At 64.6% G+C, this 13,221-nt stretch carries 15 protein-coding genes; 7 read left to right on the top strand and 8 right to left on the bottom strand.

Going from position 1 to position 13,221, the window contains the following annotated elements; translation table 11 throughout:
- Positions 1 to 31 precede the first annotated feature (31 nt).
- Positions 32 to 1,579 carry a PAS-domain containing protein gene (locus ACOHWE_RS06290; protein WP_420665030.1) on the bottom strand — a complete coding sequence of 516 codons (1,548 nt, stop codon included), beginning with the start codon at positions 1,577 to 1,579 and terminating at the stop codon, positions 32 to 34.
- 89 nt (positions 1,580 to 1,668) lie between these two features.
- Positions 1,669 to 3,096 (bottom strand): sensor histidine kinase RegB, encoded by a 1,428-nt coding sequence (gene regB, locus ACOHWE_RS06285; RefSeq protein ID WP_420665029.1) that lies wholly within the window; start codon positions 3,094 to 3,096, stop codon positions 1,669 to 1,671.
- A 115-nt stretch (positions 3,097 to 3,211) separates the two neighbouring features.
- On the opposite strand from regB, the gene ACOHWE_RS06280 reads away from it, so the two are divergent.
- The 3 genes from ACOHWE_RS06280 (at position 3,212) to ACOHWE_RS06270 (ending at position 5,656) form a co-directional block, all read left to right on the top strand.
- The gene (locus tag ACOHWE_RS06280) at positions 3,212 to 3,832 is read left to right on the top strand and encodes an SCO family protein (RefSeq protein ID WP_420665027.1); all 621 of its coding nucleotides are present in this window, start codon (positions 3,212 to 3,214) and stop codon (positions 3,830 to 3,832) included.
- A 78-nt stretch (positions 3,833 to 3,910) separates the two neighbouring features.
- A complete protein-coding gene (locus ACOHWE_RS06275; protein WP_420665025.1) occupies positions 3,911 to 4,465 on the top strand; it encodes an ActR/PrrA/RegA family redox response regulator transcription factor in 555 nt (184 codons plus the stop codon).
- Between the two features lie 21 nt (positions 4,466 to 4,486).
- Entirely contained in the window at positions 4,487 to 5,656 is a 1,170-nt protein-coding gene (locus ACOHWE_RS06270) for a glycosyltransferase 61 family protein (protein WP_420665024.1), read from the top strand.
- A 15-nt stretch (positions 5,657 to 5,671) separates the two neighbouring features.
- Here ACOHWE_RS06270 and ACOHWE_RS06265 read toward each other — a convergent pair whose 3' ends face one another.
- Complete coding sequence (locus ACOHWE_RS06265) at positions 5,672 to 6,268, bottom strand: HD domain-containing protein (RefSeq protein WP_420665023.1); 597 nt, start codon at positions 6,266 to 6,268, stop codon at positions 5,672 to 5,674.
- A 232-nt stretch (positions 6,269 to 6,500) separates the two neighbouring features.
- Here ACOHWE_RS06265 and ACOHWE_RS06260 point away from each other — a divergent pair, with 232 nt between their 5' ends.
- The 4 genes from ACOHWE_RS06260 to ACOHWE_RS06245 all read left to right on the top strand — a co-directional run bounded on the left by ACOHWE_RS06260 (position 6,501) and on the right by ACOHWE_RS06245 (position 9,718).
- Entirely contained in the window at positions 6,501 to 6,818 is a 318-nt protein-coding gene (locus ACOHWE_RS06260) for a hypothetical protein (protein WP_420665021.1), read from the top strand.
- A 139-nt stretch (positions 6,819 to 6,957) separates the two neighbouring features.
- Positions 6,958 to 8,346, top strand: coding sequence for an adenosylhomocysteinase (ahcY, locus tag ACOHWE_RS06255; RefSeq protein WP_420665020.1), 1,389 nt, complete (start codon positions 6,958 to 6,960; stop codon positions 8,344 to 8,346).
- 213 nt (positions 8,347 to 8,559) lie between these two features.
- Positions 8,560 to 9,198: a PRC-barrel domain-containing protein gene (locus ACOHWE_RS06250; RefSeq protein WP_420665018.1), complete on the top strand. Its 639-nt coding sequence runs from the start codon at positions 8,560 to 8,562 to the stop codon at positions 9,196 to 9,198.
- A 178-nt stretch (positions 9,199 to 9,376) separates the two neighbouring features.
- A complete protein-coding gene (locus ACOHWE_RS06245) occupies positions 9,377 to 9,718 on the top strand; it encodes a DUF2853 family protein (protein WP_420665017.1) in 342 nt (113 codons plus the stop codon).
- A gap of 304 nt (positions 9,719 to 10,022) precedes the next feature.
- Here the strand turns inward: ACOHWE_RS06245 and ACOHWE_RS06240 are convergent, their stop codons facing one another.
- The 5 genes from ACOHWE_RS06240 to tsaD are packed head-to-tail and all read right to left on the bottom strand — an operon-like array spanning position 10,023 to position 13,214.
- Positions 10,023 to 10,418, bottom strand: a complete 396-nt coding sequence (locus tag ACOHWE_RS06240) for a DUF1761 domain-containing protein (RefSeq protein ID WP_420665015.1) — start codon at positions 10,416 to 10,418, stop codon at positions 10,023 to 10,025.
- Positions 10,419 to 10,461: 43 nt separating this feature from the next.
- The gene (locus tag ACOHWE_RS06235) at positions 10,462 to 10,884 is read right to left on the bottom strand and encodes an EVE domain-containing protein (RefSeq protein WP_420665013.1); all 423 of its coding nucleotides are present in this window, start codon (positions 10,882 to 10,884) and stop codon (positions 10,462 to 10,464) included.
- A complete protein-coding gene (locus ACOHWE_RS06230) occupies positions 10,884 to 11,156 on the bottom strand; it encodes a YciI family protein (RefSeq protein WP_420665011.1) in 273 nt (90 codons plus the stop codon). The genes ACOHWE_RS06235 and ACOHWE_RS06230 overlap by 1 nt, the downstream gene beginning before the upstream one ends.
- A 1-nt stretch (position 11,157) precedes the next feature.
- The gene (locus ACOHWE_RS06225; protein WP_420665009.1) at positions 11,158 to 12,120 is read right to left on the bottom strand and encodes an NAD(P)H-dependent glycerol-3-phosphate dehydrogenase; all 963 of its coding nucleotides are present in this window, start codon (positions 12,118 to 12,120) and stop codon (positions 11,158 to 11,160) included.
- Positions 12,117 to 13,214: a tRNA (adenosine(37)-N6)-threonylcarbamoyltransferase complex transferase subunit TsaD gene (gene tsaD / locus ACOHWE_RS06220; RefSeq protein ID WP_420665008.1), complete on the bottom strand. Its 1,098-nt coding sequence runs from the start codon at positions 13,212 to 13,214 to the stop codon at positions 12,117 to 12,119. The genes ACOHWE_RS06225 and tsaD overlap by 4 nt, the downstream gene beginning before the upstream one ends.
- Positions 13,215 to 13,221 lie beyond the last annotated feature (7 nt).

Here is a 13,221-nt window from a genome sequence, read left to right as displayed (position 1 = left end):
TGCGGCGAAGCCGCCGCAAGCCGGTTTCCGGTCAGCCCTGGCCGGCCGCGGGAAAGCGCTCCTGCGCGGCCGGGGCGGCCACGGTTTCGGGCTGGCGGAAGCTCACCATGGTGGCGCCGTTCTGGATCGCGGAGACCTTGCAGATCAGCGGTGTGCCGTCGCGGAGCTGCACCTTGCACCACCAAGGCTCGCGCGCCTCACCGCCGGCGGTGAAATCGCGGATCTCACCCCAGGCCGGGGTCGGCGCGCAGGTGTCCTGCCAGACCCGGCTTGCGTCCATGATGGAAACCTTGGCAAAGCTGGTCTCCGGGTCCATCCGCCACAGTTCGTGATAGGCCTGGTTGGAGAAGCTCATGGTGCCGTCGCCGGCAAAGACCGCAATCGCCTCGTCCATCTGGTCCATGATCGATTGGCCCATCTCCAGCTCGGAGCGGAACTGGCGGGTGAGGGTGATCTCGGCGGTGATGTCCTCGAACAGGAAGGCGATGGCGCCATCGGGATGCGGCCGGCCGGAAACCTTGTAGACCGAGCCCGAGGGCAGCGACCAGGTCTCCTGGTAGCGGCCTTCGGCGGCGGCTTCCAGAACATCGGCCATCTGATGGCGCCAGCTCGAGTAGTTCTTGGGCTCCGGCATCATGCGCTGGTCGCGCAGCCGGTCAAAGAAGGTGAGCAGGTTGGGCCGCGACGACAGAAAGTTCGCGGGCAGTGCGGTGAGGTCGATCAGCACCGGGTTGAACAGCACCAGCTGGCGGTTGCGGTCAAAGATCGCCAGGCCGATCGACAGCTGGGCAAAGGTCTTGGCCAGGGTCTGCACAAAGTTGCGCTGGGCGATCTCCGCGTCGACCACCGCGTTCACGTCGACCGCGTGGCACAGCCAGCCGGCCTCCGTCTCTGTGGTTGAGATGTTGTACCACAGCTTCTTCTTCGTCTCCGGCAGCGGGATCGAGATGCGCTCGGGTTTGCCGCTGGCCATCGGGTCCTCGAGGTCGGCAAACAGCGGTTCGGCAAAATCGGCATCGCGGCCGCGGATCTTCTGGCTGAGGTTGTCATACGCGAGGTTTGTCCAGGTGACATGGCCTTCGTCCGATTGCAGCCAGACGGGGTAGGGTGCCTGATGCACCGCGGCGCGCAGGGTGGTAAGCTCCTGGTCCAGAGACTTGTTCTGCTCTTCCAGCGTGCTGCGGCGCAGCTGCACCCGGGTCACGCCGTCGATCCATTCGCAATGCGCCTCGCGGCTTTCGGCATTGGCGGTGCCGGAGAGCACCAGCGGGCCCACGTCCTTGAGAAAGCCGGGCGATTGAGGCAGGCCGGGGTAGCTGCGCGCGAGCTGGTCGCGGAGCATGCTCCAGCTGAAATTGTCGGCCTGGTCTCCGATAAACTTGCGCGCACCCGAGGACCAGCCGATCAGCGTGGTGTCGTCGAACAGGAACACCGCATCGGTACGCCCGTCGCTGGCAAGCAGGTCCTGCTCCAGCCCGTGGCGGCGCTGCGGCGGCGACAGCCACCAGACGGCGGCGGCTGCGGTGGCGGCGCACAGTGCCGCCAGTACAAACCATTCGATCGAAACGATGTCCTGCATGTCGTCCTGCCTCGGTTAGCTATCGTTTTTCCGCATGGTTCATCAGAAAAGGTTAAATCAAGTTTAATTGGTTGCCGAAAAATGAATAGTTAAAATTCTATCGGTTTGTTCTCGCCAAGCCCCTGCCGGCCGCCCTTGCTGCTGCCGCCGCCCTCGGCGCTGTCCGCCGCCTGGGCATCAATGGCGCTGCGCGGCCAGGAGACCTCGACGATGGCACCGCAGCGGTCGCCGTAGGGGCAGAGCGTCTGAAAGGGGTCGGAGCCATTTGCAAAGCGCAGCTGCGCGCCAGTGCGCTCCAGAAGAGTTTTGGCGATGAACAATCCCAGCCCCATGCCTTCGTACTCCGGGCGCAGGCGGCTGTCGCTTTCGCTGCGCCGCCGCCGCATGAAGGGATCGCCGATCCGTCCCAGCATCTGCGGCGGGTAGCCCTGGCCGTCGTCGCAGATCCGAAGGGTAATGCGGTTGTCGTTCCAGGCCGCGTCGATCCACACTGTGGACTTGGCGAAATCCACCGCGTTCTGGACCAGATTGCGCAGCCCATGGATGATCTCGGGCATGCGTTGCACGGTGGGCTGCTGGAAGTCGCCGCCTTCCAGCGGGCCTTCGTGGTAGAGCACCGCCTTGCCGCGCTGCATGTGCGGCTCCGCGGCCTCGTTCACAACGGTGGAGAAGGGCGCCTGGCGCAGGTGGAGGTCGTCCTTGCCGGCCCGGCCCATGCCGCGCAGGATGTCGCGGCAGCGGTCAGCCTGTTCCCGGATCAAGGCGGCGTCCTCGCGCAGGTCCGGGCGGTCGCCGAGCTCGTCGATGAGTTCGGCGCTGGCCAGCTTTATCGTTGCCAGCGGCGTACCCATCTCATGCGCGGCCGCGGCCACCACACCGCCCAGGTCGGTGAGCTTCTGCTCCCGCGACAGCGCCAGCTGGGTGGCGCTCAGCGCTTCGGACATCGAGCGCATCTCGTTGCTGACGCGGAAGGAATAGCCGCCGATGAACAGGATGGCGATGACGATGGCGGTCCAGTTGCCGAAGATGAAGATGTCCGGCACCCGCAATACGAACCCCTGTTCGGTGCGCAGGGGGAGGTGGAACTCGGCCATCAGGGTCACGAGGATGACCGCGGTGGCGCCGATGACCAGAGTCTGGCGCAGCCGCATCACCGCCGCCGAGATGGTGACCGGCCCCAGCACCAGCAGCGCAAACGGGTTGTTGAGCCCGCCGGTGAGGTAGAGCAGGAAGGCCAGCTGCAAGAGATCAAAGAGCACCATCAGAAAGTTCTCGAAGTCCGTCAGCCGCCGGTTTTCGGGAAAGAAGAAAATCAGCAGCAGATTGCCCGCCACCGAGATGCCCACCGCCAGGTAGCAGAGCTCCAATTCCAGCCGCAGGCTGTACATCTGCTGGGCTACGGTTATCGCGATGAGCTGGCCGGCAATTGCCACCCAGCGCAACAGGATCAGGGTCCGCAGGCGGATCCAGTGGCTGCCGGGCCGGCTGGCCGCCAGCCAAATGTCGCGATCGCTCATCTTTGCGCCTGCTCCCGCAGATGTGACCCCGTGCAACAGTTGCAACGGGTTGTTTTCTTGATAGGTCTGGCGCCCGGAACGATCAACAACCCTTCTAGCCGCAAAGTGTGATCCTATGACGCGCCTTTATGCCCTTCTTGCCGCCCTGTTTGTCGCTTCCCTAGTCGGGGGCGCCTGGTATCTGACGCGCGGCGGCAGCGGCGGCGACAGATACGCACAATGCCGCAGCAGCCAGATCGCCGGCGGCACCGCTGCCATCGGCGGCGCCTTCGAGCTGGTCAACGCCAAGGGCGAGACGGTCACCGACAAGGACGTGATCACCGAACCCTCGATCGTCTACTTCGGCTATACTTTCTGCCCTGACGTCTGCCCGATGGATTCCGCCCGCAATGCCGATGCGGTGGACCTGCTGGCCGAGCGCGGCTACAGCGTGACGCCGGTGTTCATCTCGGTCGATCCAGAGCGCGACACGCCGGAAGCGGTAGGCGATTTTGCCGGCAATCTGCATGAGAAGATGATTGGGCTCACCGGCTCGCCCGAGCAGATCAAAGCCGCCAGCAAAGCCTACAAAACCTACTACAAGAAGAACAGCGGCGACGACGACTACTACCTGGTCGACCACTCCACTTTCTCCTACCTCGTCCTGCCGGAGGAAGGCTTTGTCGAGTTTTTCCGCCGCGACGAGACCGCCGAGCAGATCGCCGGAAAGACCGCCTGCTACATCGAGAATAGCTGAGGCATCTTAGCCGTTTGACCTTTCCGGCTCCCCGGTCATATTCTGCCTTGCACAATGAATTTCGGGGGAGGACCGGGCATGGCGGAGATTGCTTTGCAGGACATCGGATCAGACAACACGCTGCTGCTGGTCGATGATGACGAGCCTTTCCTGCGGCGGCTTGCAAAGGCAATGGAAAAGCGCGGCTTCGAGGTGGAGACCGCGGACTCGGTTGCCGCGGGCAGCGCCATCGCCACTGCGCGCCCGCCCGCCTATGCGGTGGTGGATTTGCGGCTGGAGGACGGCAACGGTCTCGACGTGGTGGAAGTGCTGCGCGAGAAACGCCCCGATAGCCGGGTGGTGGTGCTGACTGGGTATGGCGCGATTGCCACCGCGGTGGCTGCGGTAAAGATCGGGGCCACTGACTACCTGTCGAAACCGGCCGATGCGACCGACATCATGAACGCGCTGCTGGCAAGCGACGACGAGCTGCCGCCGCCGCCCGAGAACCCGATGAGCGCCGACCGGGTGCGCTGGGAGCATATCCAGCGGGTCTATGAGCTCTGCGACCGCAACGTCTCGGAAACCGCGCGGCGGCTTAACATGCACCGTCGCACGCTGCAGCGCATCCTGGCCAAGCGCAGCCCGCGGTAAGCCCGGGTGCAGCAGCCGGACGTGTCCAGCCCGGAACACCAGCCGCTGCCCGAGGGCGGCTGGTCGGAGGGCATCTCCACCCTTGCCGGCGCCTATGTGGTGCCGCCTGCCGAAAGCGCCTTCGTTCAGCCCGCAGGGGTGCTGCACGCCGATGGGCGCTACTGTGCCGAAGGTGCGCTCTGGCGGCGGTACCGGCCGATCACCACCTGCCCGCCGCAACCGGGCAGCGGAGTAGACCGGCTGCCGGGCCGCTGGCTCTGGGGCGGGGTGCTTTGGGCGCATTTCGGGCATTTCCTGGTGGAGAGCTCCTCCCGGCTTTGGGCGCTGGCCTATCTGGATCAGCCGGTGGACGGTATCCTGTTCATCCCGAAACGTCCCTCTACCGGGGACGGGACGCGCGGATTCCAGCATGAATTCCTTGGACTTATGGCGCCGGATCTGCCGCTGAAGGTCGCGGACCACGCACTGCAGGTGGAGGAGCTGGTGGTGCCGGGGCAGGGGTTCGGCCTGGGCAGGATCACTGCGGGCACCCGCAAATTCCGCACCGCGATGCACAGCCGCTTTGCCCGCGGCGTGGCAGGCGAAGGGCCGGAGAAGATTTACATCTCGCGTTCGAAACTGGGGCTCGGCAAAGGCGGGCTCCTGGGGGAGGAGCAGATGGAGGAGCTGCTGCGCGCTGAAGGCTACGAGATTTTCCACCCGCAAGAGCACAGCCTGCGCACCCAGCTTGCCCGCTACAAGGCGGCACGGAAGGTGGTGGCGGCCGACGGCTCGGCGCTGCATCTCTACGCGATGGTGGGGCGGCCCGATCAGAAGGTGGCGATGGTGCTGCGGCGGCAGGCCGGCGCAAACAACCTGCTGGCCGATCACGTCGCGCATTTCTGCCGCTGCGAACCGCTGGTGATCGATGCGCTGCGCACCGAGTGGGTGCCTGCGCACAAGCAGAAGTCCAGCCGGCTCAGTTTTGGCGAGCTGGACCTGGCGGCGATCGGCAGGGCGCTGGCGGCGCAGGGGTTCATCTCCCGGGAGGCCAAGTGGCCGGAGATGAGCGAGGCTGACCGTCAGCAGGTGCTTGAAGCCAAGGGCTTGGGCGGCAACAGCAATTTTACCGAGGCGCCGGAGGCCAAGCGGCAGCGCGTCCGCGCCTTGCGGCGTGCGCGCCGGGCGCAGAAGGCCGAGACGCAGGGCTGAGGCGCGAGCCGCGCATTACATCTCGCCCAGCAGTTCCGCATGGCGCGCCAGCAGCGCCGCCCGCGTCTCCATCGGCGGGCGTAGCACGATCGCAAGCCCCTCCATCAGCTCGGGCCGCGGGCGGCCGAAGAAACGGCTGGCCTCGGCCTCCGAAAAGCCCGCGATCTGCACCGCCTCCATCCAGGCGCTCACCTTGTCGGCGCGTTTGATCTGCGCCTTCACAGTTTTGGGAAGAGCAGCAGGCAGGCCAAAGCGCAGATGGATCGCCGCAGACAGCCGCCGGTCCAGCTCGCCGTAGCCGGGGCCGACGGCAGCCTTCACCGGCGAGATCATGTCGCCGATCACGTATTCCGGTGCATCATGCAACAGCGCCGCCAGCCGCCAGCGGACCGGCGCATTGGGGTTCATCCGGGCAAACAGCGCTTCCACCAGCAGCGAATGCTCGGCCACCGAATAGGCGTAATCGCCGCTGGTCTGACCATTCCAGCGCGCCACGAAAGCAAGTCCGCGGGCGATATCCTCGATCTCGATATCCATCGGCGTCGGGTCCAGCAGGTCGAGACGCCGACCCGACAGCATGCGCTGCCAGGCGCGGGCAGGTCTTGCGGGCATGCGCCCCTCCTGTCGCAGCAATTTTCCCCCTGAGTATCCGCTGTTGCGCGGCCGGGCAATGCCGCAGGAGCACCGGGTTCCCTGCCGGCCGGACACACGCGGAAACACTGTATTTACTGCCCGTGAAATTGAAATGCGCTCCGCAGACCCAATATTATGTGTAGGTGAGGGGCACTGCCCCCCAAATGGCAGTCCCTTCCCTGATGTACCGCGCACAGGAAAGGAGACAGTCATGTTCAAGCGCGTATTGGGAATCGGCCTCGTATTTGGCATGGCGGCTACTGCGCCGCCGGCGTTTGCCGCCAGCTGCGGAGACCGCGAATTGATGGTTCGAAAGCTGGAAAGCGGCTATTCCGAACGGCTTACTGTAGGCGGATTGCAGCGGACCCGGCCCGCCGCCACCATTCTGGAGGTCTGGGCCTCGGAAGAAACCGGCACCTTCACGGTCCTTGTCACCCATGCAAACGGGATCAGCTGCGTGGTGGCAACCGGCTCCGAGTTCTTCCATATCCCGGCCACCGAGGTGGCCGACCTTGGCACGCCAAGCTGATTTACGGGTACTGCGCAGCTCGCTCCTCCCGGCCCCTTCCCGGCCAGGGCGGCCCGGCTGCCGCCATCTTCGTTGAATGTAAACGCCTGCGGTGCTAGGCCAAGCTCCAATTCGTCCCGCAACCGATATGGAGCAACACATGGCCGGGGATTACATCGTCAAGGATATCGCGCTGGCCGGTTATGGCCGCAAGGAACTGGACATCGCCGAAACCGAGATGCCGGGCCTGATGGCGCTGCGCGCGGAATATGGCGACAGCAAGCCGCTGAAGGGCGCGCGCATTGTCGGTTCGCTGCATATGACGATCCAGACCGCAGTACTGATCGAAACACTGGTAGCGCTGGGCGCTGACGTGCGCTGGGCATCCTGTAACATTTTCTCCACTCAGGACCACGCCGCCGCCGCCATTGCCGAGGCGGGCATCCCGGTCTTCGCCATCAAGGGCCAGTCGCTGGAGGAGCATTGGGATTACCTCGACCGCTCGTTCCAGTTCCCTGAGGGCGCCAACATGATCCTCGACGATGGCGGCGACGCGACGCTCTATGTGCTGCTGGGCGCCCGTGCCGAAGCCGGTGAGGAAATCATCCCGGTTCCGCAGTCCGAGGAAGAAGCCGTGATCAAGGCGCAGATCCAGAAGCGCATGGAAACCTCCCCGGGCTGGTTCACCAAGACCCGCGACGCGATCAAGGGCGTTTCCGAGGAGACCACCACCGGCGTGCACCGTCTTTATGAACTGGTGAAACAGGGCGAGCTGCCCTTCCCGGCGATCAACGTGAACGACAGCGTCACCAAGTCGAAGTTCGACAACAAGTACGGCTGCAAGGAATCGCTGGTCGACGGCATCCGCCGCGCGACTGACACCATGATGGCCGGCAAGGTTGCCGTGGTCTGCGGCTATGGCGACGTAGGCAAAGGCTCCGCCGCCTCCCTGCGCGGCGCCGGCGCCCGGGTGAAGGTGACTGAGGCCGACCCGATCTGCGCCCTGCAGGCGGCGATGGACGGCTTTGAAGTGGTTCTGCTGGAAGATGCCGTGGCCACCGCTGACATCTTCATCACCACAACCGGCAACAAGGACGTGATCCGCATCGAGCACATGCGCGAGATGAAGGACATGGCCATTGTCGGCAACATCGGCCATTTCGACAACGAAATCCAGGTCGCCAATCTGCGCAATCACAAGTGGACCAACATCAAGGAACAGGTGGACATGATCGAGATGCCCTCGGGCAACCGTATCATCCTGTTGTCCGAAGGCCGCCTGCTGAACCTCGGCAACGCGACCGGCCATCCTTCCTTCGTGATGTCGGCCTCTTTCACCAATCAGGTTCTGGCGCAGATCGAGCTTTGGACCCGCGGTGATAAATACGAGAACAAGGTATACATCCTGCCCAAGCATCTCGATGAGAAGGTCGCCCGCCTGCACCTGGACCGCATCGGCGTTAAGCTGACCCAGCTGTCATCTGAGCAGGCCGCCTATATCGGCGTGACGCCGGAAGGCCCGTTCAAACCCGAACATTACCGCTACTGAGCGGACGCAGACGCAGGAATTGGCAGAAGGCCCCGCCCACGGCGGGGCCTTTCGCGATTTTGCGGCGGCCGGCGGGAACCTGCGCGGCGCGGCAATCCGAGGTGGCAGGAACCCGCTTGCTGCCCGGACGGGGCGCGAAACCCGCAGGAACGCTGCCCGGACCCAGACGTTGGGTGGGGGACGGTAATCGCAACAGAAGGAGTTCTACCGATGATGACCGCGCTGAAAACCAAGGCCCGTATCCTGGCTTCCGTGACCGCTGCCGCGCTGATCGCGGGTCCTGCTCTTGCCGCTTCCAGCGATCTGAGCGCTGACGTGAGCCAGGAGGCTGCTCCGGCCGGCTCCCTGCAGACCGAAGGAAACCTTCAGGGCGCAGTCGAAGGCCAGGGCGCCATGGCAGAGGCCGAAGCAAACGCCGGTACGGATATCACTGCTGAGCCGGGCTCGACTTCCTATGAAGGCGGCACCACGGCCGAAGCCGATGCGGCAACCGATGTCGAAACCGGACTTGCGGATTCCTCCGCAGCGGCCGGTGCCGATCTCGATCTTGCCAATATGACTGCTGGCGAACTGACAGGCAAAAAGGTCCTCAGCGCTGACGGCAACGACGTTGGCGAGATTGACTATGTGATCAAGCAGGGCGGCAAGCTGGCTGGTGTGGTCGGCGTCGGCGGCTTCCTTGGGATGGGCGAGCACACCGTTGCCATCCCGCTGGAGGACTTCAAGCTGATCGAAGACGAACAGCTGCAGTTGAGCGCGCAGACCGAAGCCAATCTGAAGGCAATGGCGGAAGTGGACGAGAGCCAGATTTCGCCGCTGCCGGAAGACGAGAAGCTGGCGAAGCATCTGTAACTGCTGTCACGCAGCAGTTTCGGGGCGTCCCTTCCGGGGCGCCCTTTTTTGGCTGTCGCGGTCCGGATGTCTCCGGCGGCCGGAAGATCCCCGCTTGATGGGCTGCGGCGCGCCTATAGGATGGATGTATTCTGGCAGGCCCGCCCGGGGCTGGTTATTGAGAAAAGGAGGGTATTTTATGGGAAAGCGGGATGAGCTGATCGCAAAGTATGCAGAGGACCTGAAAACCAAATGCGGGGTGGAGCCGGACATCGGCCTGCTCACCAAGGTTACCATCGGCTGCGGCCCGTCGATCTATGACGCGGATGCCGCTACCGTTGCCTCCAGCCAGCCCGGCGAGCTGGAAACCGTGAAGAACAACTTCCTGATCAAGAAGCTGGGCTTGGCGGATGGTCCAGAATTGATGCAGGCTATCGATCAGGCGGTGGAGACCTACGGCCGTTCGGAGCGCAACAAGTACCGCGCCGTAATCTACTATCTGCTCACCCGCCATTTCGGAAAAGAATCGGTCTACGGCTGAGCCGGGAAGTTCCGCCGCGGAGAGCGCCCCGCGGCGGGCGTATCCGATTTGATGAGGATTGTCCGGGTTATTGCTTTGCGGAATCAACCACCGGGCGTCTATATCTAAGGGCACCGGCCAGGATGGCCAGGAACCAGATTTTCATACGCGTGTGGTGGATAGGAGCACGCGGGGTGGAAGGGAAGGTCCTGGGTATCCCCGGGATCTTCCCTTTTTCGTTTCCACGCTCTCTACGGCCGCACCGGGCAAATTTTGGGCCGAGACTTAAACGCCGCTTCGCTTTTGGAAGCTGCGGTTCCGCCGGTCAAAACAGCGTCAGCACCAATCCCATTACTGCACAGGCCAGCGCCGCATAACCGCCGTCGATCAGCGTCAATTTCGCCGGGCGCATGCCATAGAGATTGTTGAGCGCAAGCCAGGGGCTTATGAAAAACAAGCCAACCCCGGCGCCGCCGACAAGGCCTGCGCCAAGCGTCTCGATTCCGGACAGCGCAAACACGTGCCGCATCATGCCGGCCACGACCAGCTGCAGCACAAAGGCGATGGCATAGATCTTTTTGTCATCCGCGCCCTTGGGCCGTCCGTCCGGGCCGCGCGGAATGCGGGCGGCTTCCATCCAGGGCTTTGCCAGGGCGCCGTAATAGCCCGCCCCCAGCGCAAAGGCTGCAACGGTTGCCAGAAGCACACTTAAAAATTCCATGCCAGCTCCATAACTCCGGTGAAAGTACAACGAGAATGGCGGGTCACGAAGGATCCGTCTGCCCCAGCGCACAGACCGCCTGCCATTCCTCCTCGGTCACTGGCTGCACCGAAAGGCGCGAGTTTTTGACCAGAACCATATCCTGGAGCCGCGGGTCAGCCTTGATTCCGTCCAGGGTCACCGCTTGCTCGAAGGGGCGCACCGCCTTGATGTCGACGCACTCCCAGCGGCCGTCTTCGGTGGTGCTGTCCGGGTGTGCCTCTGCGCAGACCTCGACGATGCCGACCACGGATTTTTCTTTCTGCGAATGGTAGAAAAAGCCGCGGTCCCCGACTTTCATTTCGCGCATGAAATTGCGCGCCTGGTAGTTGCGTACGCCGTCCCATTCCTCCCCCGCGTCGCCCTTGGCCATCTGGTCGTCCCAGCTCCAGGCAGAGGGTTCGGACTTGAACAGCCAGTAGCGCATCAGCCGATGACCTTCTTCCAGGTGATCAGTTCCACCGCCTCGAACAGGCCCGCCTTGCTGTAGGGGTCATTCGCCGCCCATTCCTCACCCGCGGCCATGTCCTCGACGTCGAGGATAATAAGCGAACCCGCCATCTCGCCATCCTGATCCAGGAGCGGGCCCGCCTGGGCAACGCAGCCGGTGGCTTTGATATAGGCAAGGTGCGCATCGCGATTGTCGAGACGGGTCTGCAAATGGCCGGGTTTATCGCGGGCAATCAAGGCGATGAGCATTTTATTCCTCTTTTAACGGTCTTTTAAGCAGTTGATCCGCCGCCTCCGCAATCGTCAAGCGCTGATCGAGCAAAAGGGTTACTGTCTGTGTTATCGGCATATCGAGCTGCATCTTCCGCGCCTGTTCCGCCACCGCATGCGCGGTTGCGGCGCCTTCCACCGTGATGCCCGAATCGAAGGGCTCGCCGCGGCCGATCGACAAGCCCAGGCGGTAGTTGCGCGACAGGTCCGAACTGCAGGTGAGCGTCAGGTCGCCGAAGCCCGAAAGCCCCGCCAGAGTTTCGGGCCGGGCGCCGCAGGCCAGCGCCATGCGCTGCATTTCGGCATAGCCGCGGGTCATCAGCGCGGCGCGGGCGCTGTCGCCGAGGCCTGCCCCGATCACCGCGCCGCAGCCGATGGCGATCACGTTCTTCAGGGCACCGCCCAGCTCGGCGCCGATGGTGTCCGTGGTGCGGTAGAGCCGCAGGTTGGAGGTGGTGAGTTCGGCTTGCAGCATTTCGCCCAGCTTGGCGTCTTCGCACGCAAGCGTCAGCGCGGTAGGCAGTCCCCGGGCGATATCGGCAGCAAAGCTCGGGCCCGTCAGCAGCGCCGCGCGGGCGTTGGGAAGAACCTGCCGGATCACCGCAACCGGACCGAGGCCGGTGTTCAGTTCGACCCCCTTGCAACAGGCGACCAGCGTTTTGCCGCCAAGCTGACCGGCGTGGGCTTCCAGCGCGCCGCGCAGCTTTTGCATCGGTACCGCCAGCAGCAGGGTTTGCGCCTGCGCAGCTTCGGCCAGGTTGGACGTGACGGTGAGCGCGGCGGGCAATTCCACACCGGGCAGCCGCGCCTCGTTGCGGCGGGAAGCCTGTATTTCCGCCGCTTGCCGCGCATCGCGGGCCCAGAGCGTGACCGGCCCGTTGCCAGCCAGCGAGATCGCCAGCGCCGTGCCGAAGGCGCCGGAGCCGAGGACCGCGACGCTCATGCCTTGGCTCCCTTGCGGCCCGAGCCGATCAGTGCCGGGGCGCTCTGGTCCAGCGGCCAGCGCGGCCGGGCGGTCAGGTCAAGTCCGTCGCGTGCGCCCGCCTTGTAGCGCTCCAGCCCGGCGTAGGCGATCATTGCGGCATTGTCCGTGCAGAGACTGAGCGGCGGGGCGGTGAAGGCGGCGCCCGCCTCGGCACATACTTCCTCCAGCGCGGCGCGGATCGCGGTATTGGCTGCCACACCGCCGGCCACGGCCACGGTTGGCTGCGCAGGGCTTTCTTCGAGATACAGCGCCAGCGCGCGGCGGGTCTTGGCCGCCAGCACATCTGCCACTGCGGCCTGAAATCCGGCGCAGAGATCGGCGCGGTCCTGCCGCTTCAGCCCGCCATTTTCCGCGACGATCTGGTCGCGCATCCGCAGGAGTGCGGTCTTGAGGCCCGAGAAGGACAGGTTGCAATCCGCCCGGTCCAGCAATGGCCGCGGGAAGCGGAAGCGGGTGGGGTCGCCGCCTTCGGCCTCGGCCTGCACCGACGGCCCGCCGGGCTGGGGCAGGCCAAGCAGCCGCGCGGTCTTGTCGAAGGCCTCACCCGGGGCGTCGTCGATGGTGCCGCCGAGGCGGGAGAATTGCTCCGGCCCGTGCGCAACCAGGAACTGGCAATGGCCACCCGATACCAGGAGCATCAGGTAGGGGTAGGCAATGCCGTCGGTCAGCCGCGGTGTCAGCGCATGGCCCGCCAGGTGGTTCACCCCGATGAGCGGCAGTCCGGTTGCGGCTGCGATCCCCTTGGCGCACATCACGCCCGACATCACCCCGCCGATCAGCCCCGGCCCGGCGGTCACCGCCACCGCGTCCAGCCCGTCCAGGGTCACGCCCGCCTCGGCCAGCGCCTCCCGGACGCAGATGTCCAGCTTTTCGGCATGGGCGCGGGCGGCGATTTCCGGCACCACCCCGCCATAGGCGCTGTGCAGCTCGGTCTGGCCGAACACAACTGAGGACAAGACCTGCGGCCGGCTGTCCTTCTCCTGCCGCACCACCGCGGCGGCGGTGTCGTCACAGCTGCTTTCCAGCCCCAGTATGGTCAGGGTCTTAGTCATGGTCTTA

This window comes from Cribrihabitans neustonicus, from assembly GCF_048820895.1.
Lineage (GTDB): Bacteria > Pseudomonadota > Alphaproteobacteria > Rhodobacterales > Rhodobacteraceae > Cribrihabitans_A > Cribrihabitans_A neustonicus.
Note: the sequence above shows the minus strand (reverse complement) of the source record. Positions and strands in the feature narration are given on the sequence as shown.